The 24612-nt window shown below is 64.0% G+C and carries 19 protein-coding genes; 7 read left to right on the plus strand and 12 right to left on the minus strand.

All coding sequences use genetic code 11. The annotated features are described in order from the left end of the window. The first annotated feature begins 16 nt into the window (after positions 1-16). Together NXS98_RS16835 and NXS98_RS16840 are read left to right on the plus strand one after the other, a co-directional pair. Positions 17-883, plus strand: a complete 867-nt coding sequence (locus NXS98_RS16835) for a histone deacetylase family protein (protein WP_283846219.1) — start codon at positions 17-19, stop codon at positions 881-883. Continuing rightward, on the plus strand, positions 880-2439 hold the full coding sequence (locus tag NXS98_RS16840) for a sulfatase family protein (RefSeq protein ID WP_283846220.1): 1560 nt from the start codon (positions 880-882) through the stop codon (positions 2437-2439). The genes NXS98_RS16835 and NXS98_RS16840 overlap by 4 nt, the downstream gene beginning before the upstream one ends. Positions 2440-2456: 17 nt before the next feature. Here the strand turns inward: NXS98_RS16840 and NXS98_RS16845 are convergent, their stop codons facing one another. From NXS98_RS16845 to NXS98_RS16855, 3 genes are read right to left on the minus strand one after another with little or no spacing between them, the layout of a single operon-like run. After that, complete coding sequence (locus tag NXS98_RS16845) at positions 2457-3119, minus strand: ABC transporter ATP-binding protein (protein ID WP_283846221.1); 663 nt, start codon at positions 3117-3119, stop codon at positions 2457-2459. Between the two features lie 2 nt (positions 3120-3121). Next, positions 3122-4393, minus strand: coding sequence for an ABC transporter permease (locus NXS98_RS16850; RefSeq protein WP_283846222.1), 1272 nt, complete (start codon positions 4391-4393; stop codon positions 3122-3124). A 17-nt stretch (positions 4394-4410) separates the two neighbouring features. Then, positions 4411-5535, minus strand: a complete 1125-nt coding sequence (locus NXS98_RS16855) for a hypothetical protein (RefSeq protein WP_283846223.1) — start codon at positions 5533-5535, stop codon at positions 4411-4413. A gap of 224 nt (positions 5536-5759) precedes the next feature. Here NXS98_RS16855 and rplM point away from each other — a divergent pair, with 224 nt between their 5' ends. Further along, on the plus strand, positions 5760-6194 hold the full coding sequence (gene rplM / locus NXS98_RS16860; protein WP_283846224.1) for a 50S ribosomal protein L13: 435 nt from the start codon (positions 5760-5762) through the stop codon (positions 6192-6194). Between the two features lie 38 nt (positions 6195-6232). Then, a complete protein-coding gene (rpsI, locus tag NXS98_RS16865) occupies positions 6233-6646 on the plus strand; it encodes a 30S ribosomal protein S9 (RefSeq protein WP_283846225.1) in 414 nt (137 codons plus the stop codon). A gap of 149 nt (positions 6647-6795) precedes the next feature. Here rpsI and NXS98_RS16870 read toward each other — a convergent pair whose 3' ends face one another. After that, the gene (locus NXS98_RS16870; RefSeq protein ID WP_283846226.1) at positions 6796-7410 is read right to left on the minus strand and encodes a LysM peptidoglycan-binding domain-containing protein; all 615 of its coding nucleotides are present in this window, start codon (positions 7408-7410) and stop codon (positions 6796-6798) included. A 102-nt stretch (positions 7411-7512) separates the two neighbouring features. On the opposite strand from NXS98_RS16870, the gene NXS98_RS16875 reads away from it, so the two are divergent. Continuing rightward, on the plus strand, positions 7513-8694 hold the full coding sequence (locus NXS98_RS16875; RefSeq protein WP_283846227.1) for a thioredoxin domain-containing protein: 1182 nt from the start codon (positions 7513-7515) through the stop codon (positions 8692-8694). A gap of 21 nt (positions 8695-8715) precedes the next feature. Here the strand turns inward: NXS98_RS16875 and NXS98_RS16880 are convergent, their stop codons facing one another. The 4 genes from NXS98_RS16880 to NXS98_RS16895 all read right to left on the minus strand — a co-directional run bounded on the left by NXS98_RS16880 (position 8716) and on the right by NXS98_RS16895 (position 16937). After that, positions 8716-9999 carry a BamB-related PQQ repeat family beta-propellar protein gene (locus tag NXS98_RS16880; RefSeq protein ID WP_283846228.1) on the minus strand — a complete coding sequence of 428 codons (1284 nt, stop codon included), beginning with the start codon at positions 9997-9999 and terminating at the stop codon, positions 8716-8718. A 78-nt stretch (positions 10000-10077) separates the two neighbouring features. Next, positions 10078-13368: a glycoside hydrolase family 38 N-terminal domain-containing protein gene (locus NXS98_RS16885; RefSeq protein WP_283846229.1), complete on the minus strand. Its 3291-nt coding sequence runs from the start codon at positions 13366-13368 to the stop codon at positions 10078-10080. 119 nt (positions 13369-13487) lie between these two features. After that, the gene (locus NXS98_RS16890) at positions 13488-15797 is read right to left on the minus strand and encodes a putative glycosyltransferase family protein (RefSeq protein WP_283846230.1); all 2310 of its coding nucleotides are present in this window, start codon (positions 15795-15797) and stop codon (positions 13488-13490) included. 144 nt (positions 15798-15941) lie between these two features. After that, complete coding sequence (locus NXS98_RS16895) at positions 15942-16937, minus strand: serine/threonine-protein kinase (protein WP_283846231.1); 996 nt, start codon at positions 16935-16937, stop codon at positions 15942-15944. Positions 16938-17175: 238 nt separating this feature from the next. Here NXS98_RS16895 and sixA point away from each other — a divergent pair, with 238 nt between their 5' ends. Beyond that, positions 17176-17661 carry a phosphohistidine phosphatase SixA gene (gene sixA, locus NXS98_RS16900; protein WP_283846232.1) on the plus strand — a complete coding sequence of 162 codons (486 nt, stop codon included), beginning with the start codon at positions 17176-17178 and terminating at the stop codon, positions 17659-17661. A 1104-nt stretch (positions 17662-18765) separates the two neighbouring features. Here sixA and NXS98_RS16905 read toward each other — a convergent pair. Then, positions 18766-20214 (minus strand): hypothetical protein, encoded by a 1449-nt coding sequence (locus tag NXS98_RS16905; protein WP_283846233.1) that lies wholly within the window; start codon positions 20212-20214, stop codon positions 18766-18768. Positions 20215-20528: 314 nt separating this feature from the next. On the opposite strand from NXS98_RS16905, the gene NXS98_RS16910 reads away from it, so the two are divergent. Continuing rightward, positions 20529-21584, plus strand: a complete 1056-nt coding sequence (locus tag NXS98_RS16910; RefSeq protein WP_283846234.1) for a class I fructose-bisphosphate aldolase — start codon at positions 20529-20531, stop codon at positions 21582-21584. Between the two features lie 105 nt (positions 21585-21689). On the opposite strand, the gene ygfZ is transcribed toward NXS98_RS16910, so the two are convergent. From ygfZ to NXS98_RS16925, 3 genes are read right to left on the minus strand one after another with little or no spacing between them, the layout of a single operon-like run. After that, positions 21690-22784 (minus strand): CAF17-like 4Fe-4S cluster assembly/insertion protein YgfZ, encoded by a 1095-nt coding sequence (gene ygfZ, locus NXS98_RS16915; RefSeq protein WP_283846235.1) that lies wholly within the window; start codon positions 22782-22784, stop codon positions 21690-21692. 16 nt (positions 22785-22800) lie between these two features. Next, positions 22801-23640, minus strand: coding sequence for a TIGR00266 family protein (locus NXS98_RS16920; protein WP_425499918.1), 840 nt, complete (start codon positions 23638-23640; stop codon positions 22801-22803). 12 nt (positions 23641-23652) lie between these two features. Next, positions 23653-24594 (minus strand): deoxyribonuclease IV, encoded by a 942-nt coding sequence (locus NXS98_RS16925; protein WP_283846236.1) that lies wholly within the window; start codon positions 24592-24594, stop codon positions 23653-23655. Positions 24595-24612: the final 18 nt, after the last annotated feature.

Raw genomic sequence — 24612 nt, forward strand, 5'->3', positions numbered from 1 at the left:
CTTTTAATCTAACCCCATGACCATCATCACGGACGAGCGCTGTGTGGAATACGCGGCGCCCGGGCATCCGGAACGCCCGCAGCGTATCATCGCGACGCTGGCCCGCCTGAGGGCGCAAACGCAACTCAGACTGGGCTGGGGCGCGCCGCTGGCGGTGTCCGAGGAGCTGCTGCGGCGGGCGCATGAGCCGGGTTTGATTCAGGCGGTCCGGCAGCCGGCGGGGGATTTTGACGCGGATACGCCGGCGCATCCGGACATCTACGCCCATGCATTGCGCGCCACGGGCGGTGCTTTGGCGGCGGTGGAGCTGGCGCGGGAGGGGGAGGTGGCCTTCAGTTTGATGCGGCCGCCGGGGCATCATGCGACACGGCGGGAAGTGATGGGGTTTTGTTATTTCAACTCTGTGGCGGTGGCGGCTTATGCGGCGCAGGCGGCGGGAGCGCGGCGGGTGGCGGTGTTTGATTTTGATGTGCACCACGGCAATGGCACGGAGGACATTTTGCTGGACCAGCCCGGGATGCGTTTTTGCTCGGTTCACCAGTCGCCGGCTTATCCGGGGACAGGGCTGCATCATCGGGGGAGCAATTGTTTCAACTACCCGGTGCCGCCCCGGCTGCCGCGCGAGGCCTACCGCGAGGTGCTGGCGGAAGCCCTGGAAAAAGTGCGGGAATGGGAGCCGGACCTCCTGCTGGTTTCGGCCGGTTTTGACGCCTACCGGCGCGACCCGCTGGCGCAGGAAACTCTGGAGGCGGAAGATTTCCGCTGGTTGGGGGCGCAAATCCGGGCGCTGGCGGTGCCCGCGGCGCATGTGCTGGAGGGTGGGTACAGCCAGGATTTGCCCGAACTCATTTTTAACTACCTCGCAGGATTATCCGGCTTATGAAAATTCTGGTGACGTTGGCGGTTCTGCTTGCCGGCTGGGCGGCGATGGGGGCGCGGCCCAACATTCTGCTGGCCATTGCGGATGACTGGTCTTTTCCGCACGCCAGCGCCTACGGTTGCCGGTGGGTGAAGACGCCGGCCTTTGATCGCGTGGCGCGGGAGGGTTTGTTGTTTCAACGCGCCTACACGCCCAACGCCAAATGCGCGCCGTCCCGGGCCTGCATTTTGACGGGGCGGAATCCCTGGCAGCTCAAGGAGACGGCGAATCACGTGTGTTATTTTCCGCTGGAATTCAAAACATACGCGGAGGCGCTGGCCGAGCGGGGATACTTCTGCGGCAAGACCGGCAAGGCGTGGGGCCCCGGCGTGGCGTTGGACGCGCAACAGCGAGCGCGCCCGCTGACGGGGCGCGGTTTTGACAAGCGCACGGCGCCGCCGCCCGCCAAGGCCATTTCCAATAATGACTACGCGGCGAACTTTGCGGACTTTCTGGACGCCGTGCCGGCGGGGCAGCCGTGGTGTTTCTGGTATGGGAGCATGGAGCCGCATCGGGCTTATGAAGCCGGGGTGGGGACGGCCAAAGGCGGCAAGCGGCTGGAAGACATTGACCGGGTGCCGGGCTTTTGGCCGGACACGCCGGCGGTGCGGCAGGACCTGCTGGACTATGCCTTTGAGGTGGAGCATTTTGACCGGCATTTGGAGCGGATGTTGGAAATCCTGGACCAGCGCGGGCTGGCTTCCAACACGTTGGTGGTGGTCACCAGTGACAACGGCATGCCGTTTCCGCGGGCGAAGGGCAATTTGTACGAGCTGGCCGCGCACATGCCGCTGGCCATTCGCTGGCCGCAGGGCATTCGGAATCCGGGGCGGGTGATTGAGGATTACGTGAGCTTTGTGGATTTCGCGCCGACTTTTCTGGAAGTCGCGGGCATCACACCCGCCGCTTCCGGCATGGCGCCGATGGCCGGGCGAAGCCTGGTCCCGCTTTTTCGCGCCACCCGCGGGGGCTGGGTGGAGCGGCGGCAGCGCGGCTTTTTGCTGGTGGGCCAGGAGCGTCATGATGTGGGACGGCCGGGGGATGCAGGCTACCCCATACGTGGCGTATTGCGGGACGACTGGCTGTATCTGTGGAATGCCGAGCCGGGGCGATGGCCGGCGTGCAATCCGGAAACGGGTTATTTGAATTGTGACGGCAGCCCCACCAAAACGCTGATTCTGGAGCAGCGGCGCCGGGGGGCGGGAGATGATTGGTGGCGGCTGTGCTTTGGCAAGCGCAGCGGCGAGGAGCTGTATGACTTGGGCACGGATCCCGATTGTTTGAACAATCTGGCCGGGCATGGCTCGGCGCGCAAGACGGTGGCCGCGCTGAAACAGCTCATGGCAAAGCAACTCAAAGCGCAGGGCGACCCGCGGCTGGAGGGACGGGGCCATGTATTTGATGAATACCCCTATGCGGAAGAGCGTTTCCGTAATTTTTATGAGCGCTTTCGGCAGGGGGAAAAACTCTCGCCGGGCTGGGTGGAAGCCACGGATTTTGAGAAGGGGCCGGTGGAGTAGCCGGTTTTGGTGGCGTGTCAAACGGCCGGGTGGAGGCGGCCGTTTTCCATCATCAAGACCCGGTGGGCAAAGGCTGCGGCGCGCGGGTCATGGGTGACCAGCAGAACGGCGCCGCCCTGGCGGGCGTGCTCGGCCAATCCTTCCAGGACTTTCTGGCCGTTGGCCTCGTCGAGATTGCCGGTCGGTTCGTCAGCGAGGAGGAGGGGCGGCGCGTGAAACAGGGCGCGGGCCAGGGCGGTGCGTTGTTTTTCTCCGGTGCTCAAGGCGGCCGGCAGGTGGTCCAGCCGGGCGGCCAGGCCCACTTTTTCCAGGAGAAATCTGGCGCGGTCCACGGCATCGGAGCGGGGGCGGGGCAGGGCGGCGGCCAGCACGTTTTCCAGGACGGTCAGGTAGGGCAGGAGGTGAAACTGTTGAAAAACAAAGCCGATGTGCTCGGCGCGAAAGCGAGCGCGGGCCTCAGGGGAGAGGGCATAAGGCTCGGCGCCGTTGACGCGCACGGTGCCTTCGTCGGGTCGCAGCAGACCGCCGGCGGCCAGGAGCAGGGTGGTTTTGCCGGAGCCGCTGGGGCCGCGGACGGCCACGAATTCGCCGGCCTGAATGTGGAGGGAGGCTTCCTGGACGGCGCGGATGATACCGCGTTCGCCGTGGTAGATTTTGGAGATTTTGTCCAGCAGCAGCATGGTCAGCTCTCGCGCAAGATATGGGCCGGGTCCTGCTGGGCGGCCACGAGCGCCGGCACCCACGCGGCGGCGGCGGCCAGCACGGGTGCGGCAAGGATGACGGCAGCGAGCAGGCTGGCATCCAAGACCTGGCGGATGGTTTCGGGCGGCAATTGGGTGTCCCAGCGCAAGCCGGTCCAGACACCTGCCAGCGCGCCGATGAGCGCGCCCACCAGCCCCGAGAGGGCGGCGCGTCCGATGAACACCCCCAACACCTGGGCGGCCCGGACGCCCAGGGCGCGCAAGAGGCCAATTTCGGGGCGGCGGTCGCGCACGTTCAGCCAGGTGAGCAGGGCAATCCAGACGGCGGCCGCGGCCAGCACCACGGGGATGAGCCAGGCGGCGAAGGCTTCCTGCTGGGCGCGAAGGCGGGCGCGGCTTTCCTTTTCGTGCTGGAGGCTGGCGAGTGCCTGTTCGGCGGCGCGGTTGCGGGCTTCGGCGCGGGTGATGGCCTGGGAGGCAAACTCAATCACGCGGGTGCCGGGCAGGAGGGCGCCGATTTCCGCGCGGATTTTGGCGAGGCGGTCGGCTTCGCAGTTGCATTCCAGGGCGAGGATGGCGTTGATTTTGCCGGGCAGTTGGAGCAACTGCTGGGCTTCGTGGAGGTTAATCCAGAGGGTGATGTCATCGGCGTTGCCTTTTTCGTCCATCAATTTGGCAATCTTGAACTCGCGGCCCATGAGGGCGAGGGTCTGGCCGGGTTTCAAGCCCAGGCTCTGGTGCAGCTCGTATCCCACCACGACATGGCCGGGGGGCACAGCTTCCAACAAGGGTTTTTGATTGGGGCTTTGAATGAAGACTTCGCCCTTGACGCCCATGAGGATGATTTTGCGCTGGCGTTCGGGCCATTTGACTTTCTGGGTGAGGGCGGGGAGGACGTGATTGATGGTCATGACGCGGTTGCTGGCGAGGATGTGGGCGTACTCCTCCGGCATCAAAATGGGCGGCTGTTCGTCATTGTGCAAGTCATTGAGGCTGGCGCCGGCGGGGAGGATGAGAATGTTGAAGCCCAGTTTGAGCATGATTTTGCGGTAATCATCCTGGAGGCGGGCCATCATTTGTTGGACCTCCTTTTCACGGGCGGCCAGGAGGCGCTGGGTTTGGAAGTCGTGCGCCCGCATCAAGGTGAATTGGGCCACCACACAGCCGGCGGCGGCGGCCACGCTGAGGACGGCGAGGCTGAAGTTCAATTTGCGAAAGGCGATTTCGCGCAGAATCAACCGCATCCAGTTCATGGCGGCTCCAGTTTGCCTTAATTGGCGCGGCGTGTCACCCACCATGTGGCCAATCCGAGGATGGCGGCCAGGCTGGCGCCAAAAATCCACAAGTTCTGCACCAGGGGGCTGGCGCTGGTGGGAGCGGCCGGCGGGGGGGTGGCCGCGACGGCTGGCGGGGCCGGTGGGGAAGGGGGCGCGTTGGTTTTTTCCACCAGACTGCCCAGGCCCACGAGGGAGGCGGGCGGGGGCTCACTGTAGCGTTTGGCGCCGGCCACCTCCTCCCAGTTGGCGGTCATCAAAAGGTCGAGGCCGGGGTTCATTTCTTTGACCTCACAGGAGCAGGCGCCGGTGAGAAACTCGAGCATCTCCCGCATGACTTTGGGCGTGATTTGCGACTCGGGCAGGGCGCACAGGGCGCGGCCGCGGCCAAAGATGGGCACGACGATGGGGGTTTCGCGCGCGGCCAGTTGCGGTTCCACGGAAAGCATGGTGTGGAGGAACAATTCTTCCTCCGGCGCCTGGCGTGGTGAGCGCAGGAGCTGAAAGGAAACCTCGAGGGTCAGGTTGGTTTGGTCGGGCGCATCGGGGTCGGGGGTCAGTTCGATGCGGCGCTGGGCCGTTTTCAACTCTTGTTCCAAGAGGGCGGCGGCGCGGTCGTCGGCGGCGCGGTTGCCGGATTCCAGGAGCATCCACACCACCGCATGACCGGCGGCGAGGCCGCGGACCACCGCGCGGCGCAAGGGGGAATCCACCAGTTTTTCCAGGTGGCGGGGCGTCAGCGGACCGGCCCAGGCGTCGGGGGATTCCGGCTCCGTATCGGGGTAGCGCAGCACCACCCAGGGGAGGGTGGCATTGGTCTGGGCTTTCCAGACAGTTTCCACGCCAGCGGGCAGGGAGGACGAGACCTCCACCAGACGGACGGCGACGTTGGCGAGTTTTTGGGTTTCGCCGAGCTGGCGCAGGGCGGCCACGGCTTGTTCCTGCTCCGGGGTGAGCGGGCCGCGATGAAAGATGAGGAGGGGATAGACCGAGGGTTTCCAGCGTTCGAGGGCATAACGAAACACCGGGGTCTGGCAGGCGTGGATTGTGGCCACGAATCCCGCCAGCACCATCCAGGCTGCGAGGCGTGCCGCCCATGGCCTGTGCCAGAGAAAGTTCATTTTCAGCACAACATAGCCCATGCTGCGCGCGCGCCCAAGCGCAAACATGGGGCGGGCGTTGCGGGCTGCCGGGGGTGCGGGGGGCAGGGGCAACGTTGAGGGCCACTGAGCAGAAGGGACGGCGGAGGGGAGGCGGCTTAAGGCGGCTTAAAAAAATATGAGACGGGGTATTGACTTATGGCGGTAGTCTGGTAGTTTTCCCGCTCTTTGGATTGGGTGTTTCGATGAAAACGTATTTGCCAAAAGTGAATTTGAACGAGCGCAAATGGCACGTGGTGGACGCCAACGGCAAGGTATTGGGCCGGCTGGCGGCGCAGGTGGCCAATTTGTTGCGCGGGAAGAACAAGGCGGTGTTCACGCCGCATTTGGATACCGGCGACTTCGTGGTGGTCATCAATGCCGAGAAAGTGCGCGTCACCGGCAAGAAGGAGACGCAGAAGCAGTACATGACGTACTCCGGCTGGCGCGGTGGCGAGAAGCGCCGCACGGTGGCGGAAATCCGGGCGCGGCATCCGGAGAAGCTGATTGAGCATGCCGTCAAGGGCATGGTGCCGAAGAACCGGCTGGGGCGGGCCTTGATGACCAAACTCAAGGTGTACCGCGGCCCGCAACATCCGCATGCGGCGCAGAAACCGGAGCCTTGCGCGGTCGAGGCCTGATATCGCAGAGCAACCCATTTTAGATTCCCTGGAGCAACATGAGCGACACCGTTACTGAAACCAAGCCCATCGAGTTCAAAGGCACCGGGCGCCGCAAAACGAGCGTGGCCCGCGTGCGCCTGGCGGTTGGTTCGGGCAAGATTCTGGTCAACAATCGCCCGTTTGAGAGTTACTTCGTCACGGAAAACCAGCGGCTGCATGCGACGCGTCCGCTGGCGGTGACGGACAGCATGTCGAAGTTTGACATATACATTAATGTGACAGGCGGCGGGCTGAGCGGTCAGGCTGGCGCAATCCGGCACGGCATCAGCCGGGCTTTGTTGCAATATGATGCGACCCTGCGCCCCACTTTGAAGAAGGAGGGGTTGCTGACGCGCGACCCGCGCATGAAAGAGCGCAAGAAATACGGGCAGCCGGGCGCGCGCAAGCGCTTCCAGTACTCCAAGCGTTAATCGTCACCCATCCCTTTTGGGGGGACACCCGCTGGCGGCCATGCCAGCGGGTTTTTTATTGGACGGCGGCGGGGCGGGAGGCCTTGAAAAGGCGCGGTGGGCGCGCCGCGGGCACGGCGGGGGCAAACGGCAAGTCATCCGCCCTGGGGCTATTCAGCGGGGGCGGGAATCCAGATTTTCTGGCCGATTTTCAGGCGGTTCCAATCCACGCCGGGGTTGGCTTCTTCGATGGCCTTTTGGGAGACTTTGATGCCGGCGTCACGGTATTCCTTGAGGATGCGGGTCAGGGTGTCGCCGGATTGCACGACGTACTCGTAGCCTTTTTCCTCTTTGGCGAGCGCGGTTTTGCGCGGGGTGGGGGCGAGGGGATGGGCGGGCGCAGGGGGCGGCGCCTTCAAGGTTTTGGCAAGCTCGGCGATTTTGTCCAGGACCAGTTTGTTGTCGGCCACGCGGCTTTTGTCCAGTTCCACCAGGCGCTCGGCCAGGCGGCGGATATCTTCGTTGGAGGCCCAGTTGGTGGGGGTGCGGCTGGTTTTTTCCTGGAGGGCGCGCAGTTCCGCCAGGGCGGCCTCCAGTTTTTTCTGGAGGACCTCCTGGTTTTCCTGCAAGGCGCGCACGGCGGCGGCGAGGGATTTGTATTTTTCGTCCAACTCCTGGCGTTCGGCCAGGAGAGTGGCCAGGGTATTATCCTGGGCGGGGAGCGGCAAGGTATCCAGAGCCCACAAGGTGGCCAGGCCTAAAATTAAAAATCGCGTGCGCATCATAGTGCAATCCTCTGCCGTCACCATAGGAAACAAGGCGGCGGGGGAAAAGCGGAAAATCAAGCCCAACGGGATTGCATTGGGAGGCGGGGAGGGTATCTTGCCTTGAGCAACGGCATGCAAGGTTTTTACTTTCCAGAGAGTGCGGGCGCAGAGGCATGGCTGCGGGCGGAGCGCCCCGGGATTGGCGCCGCAGGGCGGTGGTGGGTGGGCGGCCTGCTGTTTTTGCTGCTGGCAGTGGGGTGGGCTGGTCTGGCGGCGCCGGCGGCGGACTCGGTAAAACTCAAGGTGGGTGATTTAGCCCCGCCTTTTGTGGCCGGGCGATGGCTGCAAGGGGGTCCGCTGAAGCAACCGCTGACCAACGGCATGGCGGTGGTGTTGTTCTGGACTTCGATTGAGGGCCAGGGCGTGGTGGGGATGTCGCGCATGGAGGGTATGCGCGAGAAATTTGCCTCCCGGGGAGTGACTTTCGTTGGCGTGCGGGTCTGGGACCATCCGCAGGAGGAATGGGAGCCGGTGCGCCAGCGGGCGGGGCTGGTGGTGGAGATGCCGTTGATGGCGGATGCCGTGGACAACAGGAGAAAAGGAGTGCTGGCGGCCACATGGCTGGAGGCGGCGCAAATTACGGCGGTGCCGGTGGTTTTTGTGCTGGACCGCGGCAGGATTGCCTGGATGGGGCATCCCTTTGGATTGCGGGAGCGGATACTGCAGCAGCTTTTGGAGGGGACTTATCCCTGGGAGCAGGCGGTGGCGGAGCATGCGGCCTTGTACAATGAAGCGGAGGCGTTGGAGAAACTGTGGAAAAGCCTCAACCTTGCGTTGGAAAACAATCAATGGAAACAGGCCCATGACCTGCTCAAACGCATGGCCGGTTTGCTGCCCGCCGACCAGCAGGTGGGGCTAAAGGCCCTGCAATTTCAAATGTACGTGGGCGAGGGGCGTTTCAAGGAGGCGGAGGCGCTGGCCGGCGAGCTGGTGGAGCGGTATCCCGAAGAGCCGCATCTGCTCAACCTGCTGGCGTGGGAAATGGCCACCAACGATGATTTTGAAAAGCCGGATTACGATTTGATTCTGAAAATTGCGGAGCGCGCCAATGCGGCCGCGTATCAGCGTGACGCGAACATTTTGGACACTTACGCGCGTGCCCTGTTTCTGAAGGGCCGCAAGGAGGAGGCCATTCAGGCGCAGACCCGCGCGGTGCAGCGCGCGCCGGCGGACTTGAAAAACAAGTTTGCGGAGGTGTTGCGCTATTACCAGCGGGGTGAATTGCCGCCGCTGGACGAATGAGGGGGCAGCGGCGCGGTTCCTTTACGGCCCGATGCAATAGACATGCTGGGCGGTGCGGAGGAACAGCCGGCCCTGGGACACCGCGATGGAGGCCTGGGCCTTTTCATTGAGCCGGTTGCGCGCCAGCACTTTGAATTGCGGCCCCGGGGCAATGACGATGGTTTCGCCGGCCTCGTTGAGGAGATAAATGCGGCCATCGGCATAGACTGGCGAGGCACTGAAGGCACCCTGCAGGCGCTCCTGGTACACCACTTCGCCGTTGGCGGCGGTGTAGCAGGTCAACATGCCATTGTCGGTCACGGCATACAAATGGGGCTTCACGTACAGCAAGGAAGATTGGGTGGGCGCGCCGCGTTTTTGTTCCCAGGCGATGTGGGTGGCGGTGACATCGCCGCGGCCGCCGGGTTTGACGGTGCGGATGGTGGTGGCCTCAAAGCCGGAGGAGGTGAAAATTAGTCCCTCGCCGTAAACGGGGCTGGGAGTGACACCTTCACCGCGGCTGAACACGGTCCAGAGGCGTTCGCCGGTTTTGAGGTCGAAGCCCTGGATGCAATCGCCGGCGCAACTAATCAATTCTTCGCGGCCATTGTCGCGCCAGATGAAGGGCGTGACGTGCGCGATGCGGGACATGCCGCGGCGGGCTGTCCAGACGCGCCGGCCGGTCTTGGTGTCCAGGGCCACCAGGAACGATTTGTCCCAGGGGATTTGCCAGCCGGTGCGCTCGAAATCGCTGTTGTTGGGCCAGTTGCCGACTTCGTCCACGCGCTGGCTGCCGTCGTACGGCATGATGAGCAGGCCCTCGTGAACAATGGGGGAGGCACCCAGGCCGTGCCGGCTGTAAAAGGCCACCTCGCGGTTGGTCCAGGCGACTTGGCCCTGGAAGTCGAGGGCCACGATGCTGCCATCATTGAAGACGGCATACACCTGCTGGCCGTCGGTGCAGGGGGTGGGGGTGGCATAGGAATTTTTGCCTTCCTTGCGGAGGCGGCGCTGCTCGAAGACGCGCACATCCCAGAGGACCTTGCCGGAATCGCGGTCCAGGCAAATGACGTGACACTGGGTGCCGTCCTCGCGGGCGGCGGTCACAAACACGCGGTCATTCCAGACGATGGGGGAGGACCAGCCCTCGCCGGCGATGGGGGTCTTCCATCGGATGTGATTGGTGGCGTCCCAGGTGAGTGGCAGGTTGGTTTCGCTGGAGATGCCCTGTCCATTGGGGCCGCGGAAGCGCGGCCAGTTTTCGGCGGACAGATTCCCCAGGGTCAGCGCCAAGGCCAATCCAAGGAGGAAACGGGTTATGTTCATGTGCTGCATCCTACAATTGGACTGGCGCGGCGTCCATGCCATTCATGGCAATATCGCTTTGGGGGTGATATTGAGGACTCAACGTTCCAGGCGGAGGGTGACAAGGGCGTAGCCCGGGACGGTCACGGTGTCGTTGACGGGGGCGCCGGGTTTTTCGCTGGTGTCGCTCAGGGTAATGCGGGCGGGGCGGAAGCTGCCCCAGCGGAGGGTGGCCTGGCGGGTCTGGCCGGAGGCGCCGTAGAGGCGGGCGATGAGGGCCTTGCCGTCATCGCTGGGTTTGAGCGAGAGGAGATGCACATCGGACGGCTCCAGTTGAAAGAGGGAGCCGGAGGAGGCGGGGCCCTGGGCCGGGACGGCGAGCAGGGGGAAGCTGGCGCTCACGGCAAAACGGTCGGCTTCGGCATCGTTGCCGGGACCCTGGAGCCGCAACAAGTAGCGGAACCAGGCGGCGCCGTCCTGATAGGCGCGGTAATTGGTGCCCCAGTGGTTGTTCATGGCCCAGGAGTACAGGGTTTGTGTGGGTTCAACACTTTGCCGCCAGGCCTTGGGGTCGGCCTGGCTGTTGAGGAGGTTGGCGGTCAGCCCGCCCACCTGCACGAGCGGGGCATCCAGGGTGACCCATGTCACGGCGTGTTGGGGGCCGTTCACCGCGGCCCAGCGGCCGACGCTGAACCAGTTTTTACAGGCGCTGGGCAGCAGGTCGGCATGGGGCCGGATGACGCCCAAGGGCAGGCCCAGCCGCAATTCGCCGCCCGGCACGGCGAAGGGGAAGGCAAAATTGACGCTCTCCTTGCCCTCCGGGGCGTGGTAACTTTTGGCTTCGAGCTTTTCCTTGTCCAGGAAGTTACGGCACTCGACGAAATCGGCGCCGGCGGCCAGGAGATACTCCTGGCGCAAGAGGCGGCAGCCGGGCGCGCGGCTTTCGGCGATGAGCGAGGCGACCAGGGGCCCGTTTTCGCCCACGCGCCAGGTGACGTTGGTCACGCGCTGGACGCGGCTGGTATCGGAGCCGCGGAAATACACGTATTCATTCAAGCCTTCGCCGGCGGCGGGGTTGACAAGGCTGGCGTGGGCGCCCGTGGCGCTCAGTTCGATGATGCTCCCGCGGCGCGCGTCCAAACGCAGGCGCAGACGGTCGTTTTCGAGGCGCTGGCCGTCCACGCGCACGAGGGGTTTTTCGGGGTTGACGGCCGGGCCGGGCGCGATTTGGTAGCGGCGGGTTCCCAGGGGGGGGACGTTTTCCGCCACAAAGGCCAGGGTGCCGTCCTGCAAACGCTGAGAGGGGAGGGCGCGCCCGCGGTCGTCCAACACGCGGTCTTTGCCGCGCGAGAGGTGCGGGGGCACGCGCACCAATTCGGTGCGGGGCCAGCTCAGGGTGTTAATGACATCCACGGCGTCGGGGAGGGGCGCGCCGGCGCGCTGGGAGAGGGCGAGGTCATGGAGGAGGCGGGAGCGGCGGTCGGCCTGGAGGGCGTAATTTTGTTTGATGGCCCATTGGCCGAGGGTTTCGCGGTGCTCTGGCTGGCTGATGCTGCACCAGGCGCCCCAAGTGTGCTCGGAATACAGGAGGACGTAATTCCACGCCTCCCCAAAGGCGGCGCGGGGATAAGCCTGCGGCTGGAATAGGGCAAAGAGAGATTCCGCCTGGGCGAGACGGTCGGCGCTGGCGCGATTCCAGGCGGTCTCCGCCGCGCTGCTGCCCACGCCGTCCTCCCAATAGGGGGACCATTCGCCGCGGGCTTCGGGGATTTGCGAGCCATAGCGCGCTTCCATGGCGCGAAAGGCGGCGCTGGCGGAGGAGATGATGAAGCGCGGCCATTCGTATTCGGCGTTCCAGTCGCGGATGAAATCGCAGATGGAGGGGTCCGGGGGGGCGTTGTCGCCGTGGCCGGACCAGCGGACGTAGGCGATTTCATAGGGATAGTGGCGCTGGGCGAGGCCCTCGCAGAACTCCTCGACCAGGTGGGGTGTCATTTGGTGGTAACGATGGGACATGGCATAGCCCCAGAAGGGAATCCAGACGAGGACTTTGGAGCGGCCGTCGGGGCCCACCCAGTAGAAGGGTTTATTTTCCCATTGCACGAGGATGTCGCCGATGCGGTCGAAGTAATTGGGGGCGGTGGAGAAATACTTGATGCCGGCGTGGTTCATGGCGGGGACGAGACCCCAGGTGTAGCCGGGGACGTCGCTAATCATGGCGGTGTCAATGGGCGTGCCGGTCAACTCGGCCAGTTCCGTGGCAAAGCGGAAAGTGCGCAGGAGTTCCTCTGGACGGCACACGCCGGTGAGCATGTTGAGATACATGCCGCAGAGGGCGACTTCCCCGCGTTTGACGGCGGCCAGGAATTCCTGGCGCTGTTTGTCATCGAGGCGGCGCAGATACAAATCGGCGGCCCACAACACTTCGACGTTCCAGACGAAGCGGGCGCCTTCCGGATAATTGGCGGTGCGGCGGGCGTGGGCCATGCCGTCAATGAGGTTCTGCACCTGCCGTTTTTCGATTTCGGTTTGCAGGGCGGTGTAGCCGATGTCGGTGTGGGAGTGGGGCATGACATAGACGGTCAGCGGGCGCACGGGCGTGTGGCGGAATTCCAGGCGGGTGGCGGGGCGTCCGTCCACTTCGAGCTGCAGGGGGAGGGTGGTTTCCTGCTGGGCGGCCGGGAGGGCCAGCTCCACGATTTGCCGGCCGGGGCGCAGGGTCAGCGCGAGGTTGGTGACGCCGGACACGCGGAGCAGGGCGGGGGCGCTTTCCAGATAAGGGAAATTGATTTGCACCCGGGCGGGCTGGGTGCGTGAGCCGCGCTTTTGGAAAGGCAGGGGGCGCACGGTGAGCTGTGCGCGGGCCGGGGTGTTTTCCGGCGTGCCGGCGGCGTAGAAGGTGATTTCCGCGCCGCCCACGGTGGAATACTGGCTGCCGAGGCGGGTGATGCGCCAGCGGGCGGATTTGACGGTGAGCGGCGTGGGCAGAGTGAGGACGGTTTCGCCGCCGCGGCGGTTGACGTGGGTGATGGGCACGGTTTGGAGGAGCTTGCCCTGGGCGTCGAAGAGGCTCAATTCCGAGGCGGCCACGGTGGCCGGGTCGTTGCGGTCCAGATGCCGGAAGGCGCCCAGGCGCACGGGCGCCGGGAATTCAAATTCCACAAACGTGTTGGTGCCGTTGGCGTTGCTGGAGTATTCAGTTTTGTCCACGGCATCGAGCAGGTTTTCCGGGTTGTGCGCGCCGCCCGGATACGGTGGGGAAAAGGCTTTGAGGCGCGGGGCGGGCAGCGGTTCGAGGGGCGTGTAGGTGGCGGCGAGCAGGCCGGTCAGGCTGGCGCAAAGCGCGACGAGCAACGCCATGCGGGGCGCAGGGAATGAATGGGTACGCATATGTTTGCGTTGAATTGTGTAGCGCGGAAACGGAATTAAGACCAGCAGAAAGGAGGGCCAAGCGAGCGGCGGCGCGCAGCGCTGGCGGTGCGGGTTGTGCCTGCGGAGGGGAGCCGCACTTACGCGCCGCCGGACGAAATGGCGGGGGTGCGTCGGGGCCGCGCCAGCCAGAGCATGACCAGCGCTGTCAGGCTGGTGATGAGCAAGCCGGCATGGAACCAACGGTCCACATATTTGACTTCGATTTGATGTTTGCCCGGCGGCACAGCCAGCGCTTGGAAAGCATGGTTGGCCCGCCAGAGCGGCACGGGCTGACCATCCACGAAGGTCCGCCAGGCAGGGTAGAAGGATTGGGACACCACCACCAGCGCCGCCGCGGGCGATTCCACGTCGAATTGCAGGCGGTGGGCCTGCACGGCGCGGAGAGTTAGGCGGGCGGGGGCGGCCTGGGTAACCGTGACCTGGCCGCGCAATTCCTCGGGAAAATAAACCACCTCCGCCGGATTGAAATCCGGTGCGGCCAGCGCGTTCAACAGATGGGTGGGGGCAAGGAATGCGGCGCGTTGTCCGGCGGTGACGAGGGGCAGGGCGTTGGTGCGAGGCAGGAAATGATTCACGAGGCCGGGAGCGGTCTGGTGGGTCACGGCCAGAAAATCCAGCAGGGGTGAGGGCGGTTGGTTGGTATGGACTTTGTAAAAGAGGTCCTCCACGGCGCGCTGCTCGCGGATTTGCAGGGTGGAGGAGCCGTTGACTTTGGGAATGCGCTCCAGCAGGTTGAGATGCGACCACTGGGCGGTGCGGCGTTCGAGCCAGCGCTCGCGCAAATCGCCGGAGCGCGCGTGCAGCAGGGATTGCTCGGCTTCGGGGGAGATGAAAATGCGTCCGTCGCCGTGGCGCGGAGGGTTGGATTTCTGCGCCAGTTTCCAGAAGCCCGGCTCGAATAATCCCACGGAGAGGTCCGCGAGTTTGACGGGCAGGGTGGGATTTTGGCGGGGCGCGTGGGTCCATAAATCGCCCAGGCAGAGGGTGAGCAGGGCAAGCACGGCGAGCCGCGCCAGGCGGGGATGGGTTAAACCCAGGAGAGCCGCCAAAGCTGCCGCGAGCCATGCCAGCCGTGCCCAGGCGTTGCTGCGGGTGATGTCCGGCTGGTCATAGGTCATGGGGTATTTGGAGGCCAGCGCCACGAGAATCAGGAGCACGGCTGCGGTGACGATGAAGGAGCTGATGGCGCGCATTGTCCACACCGGCCTGGCGGAGGAGCTATGGGGGAGGATATCGGCCACGGCATGGGCGGCCAGCAACGGCAGCAAAAAGGCGGGCAACAACACAAACTTGACGGGAAAACGCAACACTTCGAGGGGCGGGAAGAGCCATTTTAAGGCCGCGTACAGCCCGCCCTGGTCACCCATCGCCAGCCAATAGGCGGCGAGGGTGAGCGCGGCCAGGGCGAGGACGCGCCGCTGGCGTCCGAAGGCCACGGCCCACACGGCCAGCACGAGGGGCAGCACGCCGGGATAATAGGAGGAGAGGAAGTTCTGGCCGTGCTGATAAAAAACTCCCTCCGGCGTTTCAAAACAATGAAACAAGGGCAATACCAAGTTGGCCAAACCCCACACGGGCATGGTCCACTTGGTGACGATGCCGCCGGCGGCGCGATGCGAATGGGCCAGCAACTCAAAAAATGGGAGTAATTGCACCGCCGCCAAACCTGCGGCCAGCAGGATGATTGCGCCCAGGCGCAGGAGGATTTTTCCCTGAAAGCCAGGGGCGGCGAAGCAGGCCAGCGCGGCCAGGACGATGATGGCCAGCCAGGTCAAGGCGATTAGTTCCGGCACGCCGGTGAGGAGCTGGAGGGCAGCGAAGGCGCTGGCGAGGAGGGTGGAGCGGCCGCCATGCTGCCATGCCCGCTCCGCGCTCCAGAGCACCCACGGCATCCAGGCCAGGGCGGCCACGTAATTGGGCCACATGAGGCAGGAGAAGGTGGCGCCATTGAAGACGTACCACCAGCCGGCGAGGGTGGCGGCGACGGCCTGGCCTGTCCATTGGCGGGCCAGAAAATACATGCCCAGTCCCGCCCAGAGCAGATGGGCCAGGCAAAACCATCCCAGACCCTGCGGGAGGGGGAGGGCGAGAAAGAGCCACAAGCCGGGGTAATAGGCCATTGGCCCCCATTGCGCGGCAAAGGGGGCGCCGCAATTGCTCAGGGGATTCCAGAGGGGAAACTCGCCTTCGGCCAGACTGGCCTTGAGATGAAACAGACTGGGATACGCCAGCACGCCGTGGTCCCGATAGAAAAAGGCCTCCCATCCGCCGGCAACCCCGGGGAAGCAGAATCCCAGTGCGGCCAGCAAGGCCAAGGCAAATCCGAAGGGAGACAGCCAGCGCGCCGGAGTGGCGGGGGCGGATTCAAGAGTGCCGTTGTGGGCCATGCGTTGCGCGGCCATTCAAACGGTTGCGCGCGGGAAACTCAATCAGAAACGGCGCGCGGAATGGCGAGCCTGCGAGGTTGCGCGCGGCTGGTGGGAGGAGCGGCGAGTGGAGCCGGGGCCGCCGGAGGCGGGTTGATGGCGGCGTTAGATTTCCACGTGCGGCGTGTGGTATTTGGCGAAGAGCAGCTTGGTGCGAGCGGCCGTGAGCGCCATGATTAATTCATCGTAGGTCTGGAAACGGTCCACGGGGCTTTTGGCCAGCATGCGCATGATGGCTTCGGAGGTGGCATGGGTGACGTCCGGCACCACCTGGTCGGGGGGGGTGGCCTCCATGCTGACGTGCGCCATGAGGATGGCGTCATCGGACTCGGCTTCAAAGGGGACGTGGCCGGTCAAACCGTGATACAAGGTGGCGCCCAGACTGTACATGTCGGAGAGGAAAGTCTCGCCCTGGCGCTGGATTTTTTCGGGGGCGACATAGCGCACGGTGCCCCAGATGGTGCCGTCGTGGGCGAGGTTGACATCTGCGCTGCCGGCCAGGCCGAAATCAATCAGCTTTGGCTCGCCTTCGGCGTTGAAGAGAATGTTGCCGGGTTTGATGTCGCGATGGAGCAAGCCGTGTTTGAGGGCAGTGTCGAGCGCCGAGGCGACCTTGATGCCGATGTCCAGGATGGACAGCTCCGGCAGGCGGGATTCCTTTTCGATGCGCTGGTCCATGCTGCCGCAATCGGCCAGCTCCATGACGAGGTAATATTGGTCTTCGTACTGGTCGAAGGTGTAAACGTGGATGATGTTGGTGTGGTTGAGGGCGGCGCAGGTGCGGGCTTCACGGATGAAGTTTTGGAGGGACTCGTTGTCATTGACCAGCTCCTTGCGCATGAGCTTGACGGCGACCTGGCGTTCGAGCATGAGATCGTGGGCGCGGTACACGGTGCCCATGCCGCCGCTGCCGATGATGCTTTGCAACTCGAACTGGCGCAGGCGCACGGGCACCATGACGGGATGTCCGCACTTGGAGCAGGGGACGGTTTCAAAGGGGGCCAACTGCCCGTTGATGAAAACCTTGGCGCGACATCCCCCGCACTCCACCATGCGCAATTTGGTGGAGGCTTTGGTCTCAACTTTGCCAGCCACAGCCATAACCACTGCTTACGGAGCATTTTCCGTACCGTAAGGAAGTTTAGGCACGGGACGGCGAATATCGCCAGCGGAAATTTCTGCGGATTTCCAGCGTGGGAAAACCTGCCTAAAAGCCACGGGGACAGATGCTTGGGTGTGGTCCGGGCAGCGGCTGAGAGCTTGGGCTTGCGCGCCGGGTTCATCCATTTGTAACATGCTCATGCTTGTCAGCCAGTTACCGCAGCCGTTAAATGAGCTTATGAAAATTTACCTCTTGCGCCATGCGGAAGCAGCGGAAGGCACGCCGGATGCGGAGCGGCCATTGACGCGGAAAGGCATTTTGCAAAGCAAGGCGATGGGCCAGTTTCTGGCGGCTCGCGGAGTGAAGTTTGACGCCGCGTTTACCAGTCCGCTGGTGCGCGCCGTGGAGACGGCCGAGCTGGTGCTGGAGGAAATGCAGGGAAAGAAAAAAGGGGTGAAGTTGCAGAAAACGGAACATTTGCTGAACGAGTGCAGCACGCGCGAGTTTGAGGCGTGGCTGAAGGAGCTGGCCGGGTTCAACAAAGTGCTCATGGTGGGGCACAATCCTTCGCTGTCCTTGCACCTGGCGCGCCTGTTGCACACGCATTCTCCAGTGGCGGTGACCCTGCCCAAGGGGGCGTTGGCAGTGGTCCGGCTTGAGGGCGGGCAGGCGGTGCTCAAGCTGTTCCTTACGCCCAAGCAGACGGGATTGATGGAGGAATAGCGGTCAGGGAAGGGTTGGCGTTACGCTGATTTAGTTGATAGACGGCAGGGGGTGGCTCTCACGGGTGGGGCGGCAAGTCGGTGAGTGGGTGAATCCGGCGGTGCTTTGGCTCAGTTTTTCCGCATGGCGGGCGTAGGATACGTCTCTGCCCATTGGGCGGTGGCGGCATTCGAGAAGCAGAGGAATGACTTCCCTTCGGCGGGACGCCGAAGGGCACACGCCAGAGGCGTGTGCTCCCCGAGACCTTCAATCCCCACCAATTTTTTCAGTCCCATAGGGGCGACATGAAAACCTTTTACCACGAAGGGGTAGAGGGAAAAGGGAGCAGAGCGCGTGAAAGGGAAAAATAAACCACGAATGAACACGAATGGACACGAATGTTGAACAGAAGGAAACGAAGAGAACGAAGAGTGAGAAGAGGCCCCTCACCAAATGAAAGATTGATGCGCGGCCTGGTGTTCCGAAGCGCGTTCGCTTAAGCCTGGCAATTCTGCAATCACGGAGCCGGGAGGCTCCGTGAACTCGCAGGCGGGACGCCTGCGCTACATCCCCTCACCCTGGACCTCTCCCCGGGGGGAGAGGGAGGAGTTGTAGCTGCGCAGATTATGCTGCTCTTGGCTTTTTGGCCTGCGGGACGCCTGCGCATGTCAAATGAAAGATTGATGCGCGGCCTGGTGTTTTTGAAGCGCGTTCGCTTAAGCCTGGCAATTCTGCAATCACGGAGCCGGGAGGCTCCGTGAACTCGCAGGCGGGACGCCTGCGCTACATCCCGTCACCCTGGCCCTCTCCCCGGGGGGAGAGGGGGGTGTAGCTGCGCGGATTATGCTGCTCTTGGCTTTTTGGCCTGCGGGACGCCTGTGCCTGGCAAATGAAAGATTGATGCGCGGCCTGGTGTTTTTGAAGCGCGTTCGCTTAAGCCTGGCAATTCTGCAATCACGGAGCCGGGAGGCTCCGTGAACTCGCAGGCGGGACGCCTGCGCTACATCCCGTCACCTTGGACCTCTCCCCGGGGGGAGAGGGAGGAGTTGTAGCTGCGCGGATTATGCTGCTCTTGGCTTCTTAGCCTGCGGGACGCAGGCCAGACTCGCAGGCGGGACGCCTGCGCTACATGCTTGGCGGGTGGTCTTTGTTTTCCTTGGCGGGCAGGTGGCGGCGTTCGCGTTCCATGGACTGGGTAATCAGGCTGGGGGCGGGCGCCGGGCGGGTGCGGCGATGCCATACCACCGCCAGCCATACGGCCAGCGCGAGCAGTCCTGCGCCGGCTGCCAGGAGGCCATAGGGGGTGGGTGAGGGTTGTGGCACCACGGCTATGGTTGGCGCTGGCGCGGCAGTCGAGGCGGTGTTGGTGGGGGGGGTGGGGGTGGTTTCAGGGGTTTCGACTTTTGGGGTCTTGGAAGTGGGTGGCGCCGGCTGGGGTGGCGGCTCGGGCGAAGCAGGTTTTGGTGATGTTTCTGTGCCGGGCGGGGCCGCTGGGGTTTGCGTGGTTACGACGGGGAGATTGCCGGGCGGGGTCACTGCGGTCACTCCGGGGGTGCTGGCGGAGGGAGGCGATTTGGGCGGCTCGGACAGCGCCGGGGTGGGCGGTGGCTGGGGTGGACGGGTTGGGTTTTCGGTGGTGAGTTGGGCGGTGGTTTGGGTGGTACCCACGGAGGGAGGTGGGGCTGGTGCTGGCGGCTTGGGGGCTGGTGGTTCCGGTTTTTCTGTAGCTGGCGGCTTTTGTGGCTGCGCGATGGTGACGGGCGGAGGCGGAGGCGCTACGGGTGGTTTGGCCTGAGCGGTCGCATTAGTGGCGGGCGGAGGAGGGGGGGTGACGGTTGCCGTTTGGGCATGGGTCACCTGCGCGGGGGGCGGCGAGGTTTGAACTACAGCAGGTGGCGGCGTCGCGGGTGGAGGCTTGGGGGGCGCGGGCGGCTCGGGCATCCGGGCCACCAGGCGCGTGGGGGCGGGAGGTTCGGCGGCGCCCACAGCCCAATCCACGAGCTGGCCGCGTTCGGCCACGAGGGCGATGATGCAAATGCTGCGGCGCTCGCGCCAGGTTTCCGCGTGTTGGCGGAGCACGGCATTGATGTCGGCGTCAAAGGGTGTGCCCAGCATGGGGTAAGCGCCGGAAACGACGAGGTAAAGGTGGAGGTTGCGCTCTTCGCGGACGGCCTGCTGGAGGATGGCCAGGACGAGGTCAAATCTGGGCTTTTTCTCGAACTTGTATTTTTGCAGGTACAGGAAGGCGAGGTTGCTGATGGGGCGGCTGCGGGCCGGGTCCCAGGTTTTGCGGGTATAGCCCACGGGGTCTATTTGTTCGTGAAAGGGGAGGATGCTGAAGAGGTCGCCCGCCTGCATGCGGCCGCCGCAGCCGCGCTCGATGAGGTCGGCCACGGCGAGGGCGACGCGTTCAGAAATGGGTGCAGTGAGGGCGGAGGCTTCGACGAGGAAAAGGTATTTGGCGGGGGTTGGCGATGGGGGCGCGGGGGCGGGGGCGGCCGCGGCGGCGGCCAGCCAGCTCATGCCCACCAGGAGCCAAACGCTTGCCTGCCGGATGTATTGTGGAATGGTCATGGCTGCCTCTTCGGGGGCTGCACGCGGCCACCCTACAACCAAGCGGCTGGCAATGCAATCATCGTCTGCGAGGGCGGGGTGGGCCGGCAGAGGGGGATGGTGGGTGCGTCCGTGGGGTGTGGGTGGGCGGGTTTGCGCAAGGGCGGGCGCGATAATTAGGTAAAAAGATGCACAAAAAATGTGTTTTCAAGGCCAGCTAATCGTATAGACTGCGCGTGATTTGGGGTACGCCCGGGCGTCTGGCGGATGGCCTGCATGGCCGATACGCTCTGGGGGACAAGCCCCGCCTAACATGAACCGATGGACATTGGACTATGAACTCGAAAATTCTTGAACTGCTGGGCAGCGATGCGGATTACCTGTTGAAACACGAGTGCAAGACGGTGTGCAAATCGAAGTTGCACCTGCCCGGCCCGGACTTTGTGGATCGCATTTTTGCGCCCACGGATCGCAACCCGCAGGTGCTGTGCGCGCTGCAGCGGATGTTCAACACCGGGCGTCTGGCGGGGACGGGTTATCTTTCCATTTTGCCGGTGGACCAGGGGATAGAGCACTCGGCGGGCGCGAGTTTTGCGCCGAATCCGGATTACTTTGACCCGGAAAACATTGTGAAGCTGGCGATTGAGGGGGGCTGCAACGCGGTGGCGTCCACGCTGGGGGTGTTGGGGATGTGCTCGCGGAAATACGCGCACAAGATACCGTTCATGGTGAAGCTGAATCACAATGAGCTGATGACCTATCCGAACAAGTTTGACCAGGTGTATTTTGCGCAGGTGGAGCAGGCATGGAACATGGGGGCGTGCGCGGTGGGGGCCACGATTTACTTTGGCTCGCCGGAGTCCACGCGGCAAATTGTGGAAACGAGCATTGCCTTCAAACGCGCGCACGAGCTGGGGATGGCGACTGTTTTGTGGTGCTATCTGCGGAATAACGCCTTCAAGAAAGACAAAGATTATCATGTGGCGGCGGATCTCACGGCGCAGGCCAATCATCTGGGCGTCACCATTGAGGCGGACATCATCAAGCAGAAGCTGCCGGAGTGCAACGGCGGGTACAACGTGCTTGAGAAGTACGGCAAGACGCACAAGCTGGTGTACGAGAAGCTGACCACGGACCATCCAATTGATCTGACGCGTTATCAGGTGGTCAATTGCTACATGGGCCGGGCGGGGCTGATCAACTCGGGCGGTGAATCCAAGGGGGCGGGCGATTTGGCCGCCGCCGTGAAGACGGCCGTCATCAACAAGCGCGCGGGCGGCATGGGGTTGATTTCCGGGCGCAAAGCCTTCCAACGCCCCATGAAAGAGGGCGTGGAATTGCTGAATGCCATTCAGGACGTGTACCTGGACAAGGATATTACCGTGGCCTGAGGGGCGTTATTTCAAGCCAAAGCACGACGAGGACCGGGGCTGCCGGTCCTCGTTTTTTTTGCCTGGGGGAGAGGGGGCGGGCTGGTGAGAAAGACAGGGGGGTGGTCAGACTCCAGCAGGGCCGGTTTCCAAGATGGTGGCGCGGAATCTCTCGGCGCCGGCGGACAGTTCCACTTCCCGGCCGGGCCGGTCGTATTCGCGGCGAATATAAACGAGGGCGAGGTTGGACTTTAATGCCGGAGAGTAAGTCGAGCTGGTGGCATAGCCAATCTCTTTCCCGCCCTCAAATACCTTATCGCCTTTTTGGGGTAAAACTTTAGCGCTTTGTTGCCAGGCGACGCGGCGGAGGTGTTTGGCGACCTGGCCGTAGGTGCGGATGCGGGCGATGACTTCCTGGCCGGTGTAGCAGCCCTTGGTGTAGCTGATGGCACGGGTATCGAGGCCGGCTTCCGGGGCCAGGTTGGTATCGTCCATGTCCACGGGAAAGCGAGGGATGCCCTGCTCGATGCGGGCGGTTTCCAGGGCCTCCCAACCGGCGGCGCGTCCGCCGGCGCGGGCGGCGGCCGCCAGCAGGGCGGTCCAGACGGATTCGAGCGCCGACACGGGCACGAAGAGGTCCACGCCGCAGGTGAGGAGGCGGGGGACGTTGGCGAGGCAGAGCTCGCCCCAGGCCGGATGTTGGACGGTGACGGAGTGACAGGGGGCGGTGGGGAGTGCCACGCCAAGGTTCAGGCTTTCGACCACGGCCCGGGCGTGGGGGCCTTGCACGCTGAGCAGGCCGTAGTGAGGGGTGACGTTGACCAGTTGGACGTCATCGGCGATGAGGTATTTTTCGATGCGCCGGGAGACCGCTTCGAGCTGGCCCGGCTCGAAATCGAGCAGGAGTTCCTGGGCGAGGGCGTGAATGTACAGGTCAGCCTGGACCTTGCCTTTGGGGGTGAGGAGGGCGGCGTAACAGCCCTGGCCGGGCTGGAGGTCCTTGACGTTGTTGGTGACCTGGCCGTTGAGAAAGCGCTGGCGGTCCTGGCCGGTGAGGCAGAGTCGCCCGCGGGCCGAGAGGTCGAGCACGCCGGCGGTATCGGTCAGGGCGCGGTACTCGCCGGGGGCATCGCCGTAGTGGGCCACGAGGTCCACGCCATTGACGGAGGTGAAGCGCGCGCCGAGGCTGGCGTGGGTTTCCTGCAAGGGCAGAACGCGCATGGGACGACGGGCCGGCTCAGTCGCCGTCGAGCAGATTGCCCAAGCCGCCGAGCACGGAGCCTTCCTCGCGGCGGCCGCCCGCCTGGGAGGCGGCAACGATGCGGTCGGCCAGGCGGCTGAGCGGCAGGCTTTGGAGCCAGACGCGGCCCGGCCCGCGGAGGGTGGCGAAGAACAAGCCTTCGCCGCCGAAGAGGGCGGTTTTGATTTTGCCAACAAACTGGATGTCAAACTGGACGGAGGGCTGGAAGGCCACCACGCAGCCGGTGTCCACCCGCAGCACTTCGTTGGGGGCGAGGATTTTTTCGCAGAGAGTGCCGCCGGCGTGGATGAAGGCGTAGCCGTCCCCCTGGAGGCGTTGCAAAATGAAGCCTTCGCCGCCAAACAGGCCCGCGCCGATGCGGCGTTGGAAGGCGATGCCGACGGTGACGCCCTTGGCGGCGCAGAGGAAGGCGTCCTTTTGGGTGTGGAGCTCGCCGCCCAATTCGGCGAGGTGGACGGGGATGATTTTGCCCGGATACGGCGCGCCAAAGGCGACGCGGCGTTTGGCGGGGGCGCGGTTTTGAAAGACGGTCATGAAGAGGGATTCGCCGGTGAGGAGGCGTTTGCCGGCGCCGACGAGGGCGGAAAGAAAGCCGCTGTTTTGTTGGGAGCCGTCGCCGAAGACAGTTTCCATTTCGATGCCGTCTTCCATGTACATCATGGAGCCGGCCTCGGCGACGGCGGCTTCCATGGGGTCGAGCTCGATTTCGACGAACTGCATGTCGTCGCCGAAAATCTTGAAGTCAATTTCGTGCATGACCCGCGGAGGCGGGGGTGCACTGCCGATGACGGGAGGTACGATTGGTGGTTTATCCATAACAAAGTCCCATTACGATGTCAGTTGAGGTTTAATATGCGCGGGTTTTGGAGACTTGCCAAGTGCCGGCTGGGCTGGTTTGCGCCGTCTGCGGGCTGTTGGGGGCGGAGGCTCCATCAAGCTGCGGAGGATGGCGAGATTTTCCACGTCTTCATGCAAATCTTCGGATTTGGGCGTTTCCAGGCAGCCGGGGCGGTCGCGAAAGCGGGGGTCATTGACGATGTGGCGGAAGGCGTCGCGTCCCATCGCTCCCTGGCCGATGCCGGCGTGGCGGTCCACGCGGGAGCCCAAGGGGCTTTTGGAATCGTTGAGATGAAAAGCCAGGAGCTGGTCGAGGCCCAGGCGGCGCTCGCATTCGGCGATGAGGGCATCCCACACCTTGGGATAACGGAGGTCATAACCGGCGGCAAAGAAGTGGGCGGTGTCCAGGCACACGGCGAGGCGTTGGGGGTGTTTCACCAGGGCGTACAACTCAAAGAGGTGCTCCAGCCGATGGCCCAGGCAAGTGCCCTGGCCCGCGGTGTTTTCGAGGGCAATGCGGACGGGGGAATGGGGCGTGGCCTGAAAGACTTCATCCAGGGCGGCGGCGGCCTGGCGCAAGCCGGTGGTTTCTCCGTGGCCCAGATGGGCACCGGGATGCAAGACCAGGAAGGGGAGGCCGAGGCTTTCGGCCAGTTGGATTTCCTGGGTAAGTGATTGGAGGGAGCGGTCGCGGTTGGGGGAGGCGGGGGCGGCGATGTTAATCAGGTAGCCCGTGTGGCCAAAAATGGCGGAGAGCTGGCCCGCGGCGGCGAGTTGGGCAAAGCGGGCCAGGTCCTGCGGCGGGTAGGGCCGGCCAAACCATTGCATGTTGTTTTTGACAAACAACTGCACGATTTCGCAGCCGATGCCCAGGCCGCGTTCGAGGGCGCGATGGACCCCGCCGCTGGTGGACATGTGGGCGCCGAGTTTCATGAGGGTCGGCGGGAGAGC

Origin of the sequence: Fontisphaera persica (genome assembly GCF_024832785.1) — a bacterium.
GTDB lineage: Bacteria > Verrucomicrobiota > Verrucomicrobiia > Limisphaerales > Fontisphaeraceae > Fontisphaera > Fontisphaera persica.

What these genes read in the sequence shown, in the direction of transcription:
- NXS98_RS16905 (WP_283846233.1), bottom strand. Translation starts at nt 20,214, where the DNA reads ATGACCATTCCACAATACATCCGGCAGGCAAGCGTTTGGCTCCTGGTG.
- NXS98_RS16835 (WP_283846219.1), top strand. Translation starts at nt 17, where the DNA reads ATGACCATCATCACGGACGAGCGCTGTGTGGAATACGCGGCGCCCGGG.
- sixA (WP_283846232.1), top strand. Translation starts at nt 17,176, where the DNA reads ATGAAAATTTACCTCTTGCGCCATGCGGAAGCAGCGGAAGGCACGCCG.
- NXS98_RS16895 (WP_283846231.1), bottom strand. Translation starts at nt 16,937, where the DNA reads ATGGCTGTGGCTGGCAAAGTTGAGACCAAAGCCTCCACCAAATTGCGC.
- rpsI (WP_283846225.1), top strand. Translation starts at nt 6,233, where the DNA reads ATGAGCGACACCGTTACTGAAACCAAGCCCATCGAGTTCAAAGGCACC.
- NXS98_RS16850 (WP_283846222.1), bottom strand. Translation starts at nt 4,393, where the DNA reads ATGAACTGGATGCGGTTGATTCTGCGCGAAATCGCCTTTCGCAAATTG.
- NXS98_RS16920 (WP_425499918.1), bottom strand. Translation starts at nt 23,640, where the DNA reads ATGGATAAACCACCAATCGTACCTCCCGTCATCGGCAGTGCACCCCCG.
- NXS98_RS16890 (WP_283846230.1), bottom strand. Translation starts at nt 15,797, where the DNA reads ATGGCCCACAACGGCACTCTTGAATCCGCCCCCGCCACTCCGGCGCGC.
- NXS98_RS16845 (WP_283846221.1), bottom strand. Translation starts at nt 3,119, where the DNA reads ATGCTGCTGCTGGACAAAATCTCCAAAATCTACCACGGCGAACGCGGT.
- rplM (WP_283846224.1), top strand. Translation starts at nt 5,760, where the DNA reads ATGAAAACGTATTTGCCAAAAGTGAATTTGAACGAGCGCAAATGGCAC.
- NXS98_RS16870 (WP_283846226.1), bottom strand. Translation starts at nt 7,410, where the DNA reads ATGATGCGCACGCGATTTTTAATTTTAGGCCTGGCCACCTTGTGGGCT.
- NXS98_RS16910 (WP_283846234.1), top strand. Translation starts at nt 20,529, where the DNA reads ATGAACTCGAAAATTCTTGAACTGCTGGGCAGCGATGCGGATTACCTG.
- NXS98_RS16840 (WP_283846220.1), top strand. Translation starts at nt 880, where the DNA reads ATGAAAATTCTGGTGACGTTGGCGGTTCTGCTTGCCGGCTGGGCGGCG.
- NXS98_RS16885 (WP_283846229.1), bottom strand. Translation starts at nt 13,368, where the DNA reads ATGCGTACCCATTCATTCCCTGCGCCCCGCATGGCGTTGCTCGTCGCG.
- NXS98_RS16925 (WP_283846236.1), bottom strand. Translation starts at nt 24,594, where the DNA reads ATGAAACTCGGCGCCCACATGTCCACCAGCGGCGGGGTCCATCGCGCC.
- NXS98_RS16880 (WP_283846228.1), bottom strand. Translation starts at nt 9,999, where the DNA reads ATGAACATAACCCGTTTCCTCCTTGGATTGGCCTTGGCGCTGACCCTG.
- NXS98_RS16855 (WP_283846223.1), bottom strand. Translation starts at nt 5,535, where the DNA reads ATGAACTTTCTCTGGCACAGGCCATGGGCGGCACGCCTCGCAGCCTGG.
- ygfZ (WP_283846235.1), bottom strand. Translation starts at nt 22,784, where the DNA reads ATGCGCGTTCTGCCCTTGCAGGAAACCCACGCCAGCCTCGGCGCGCGC.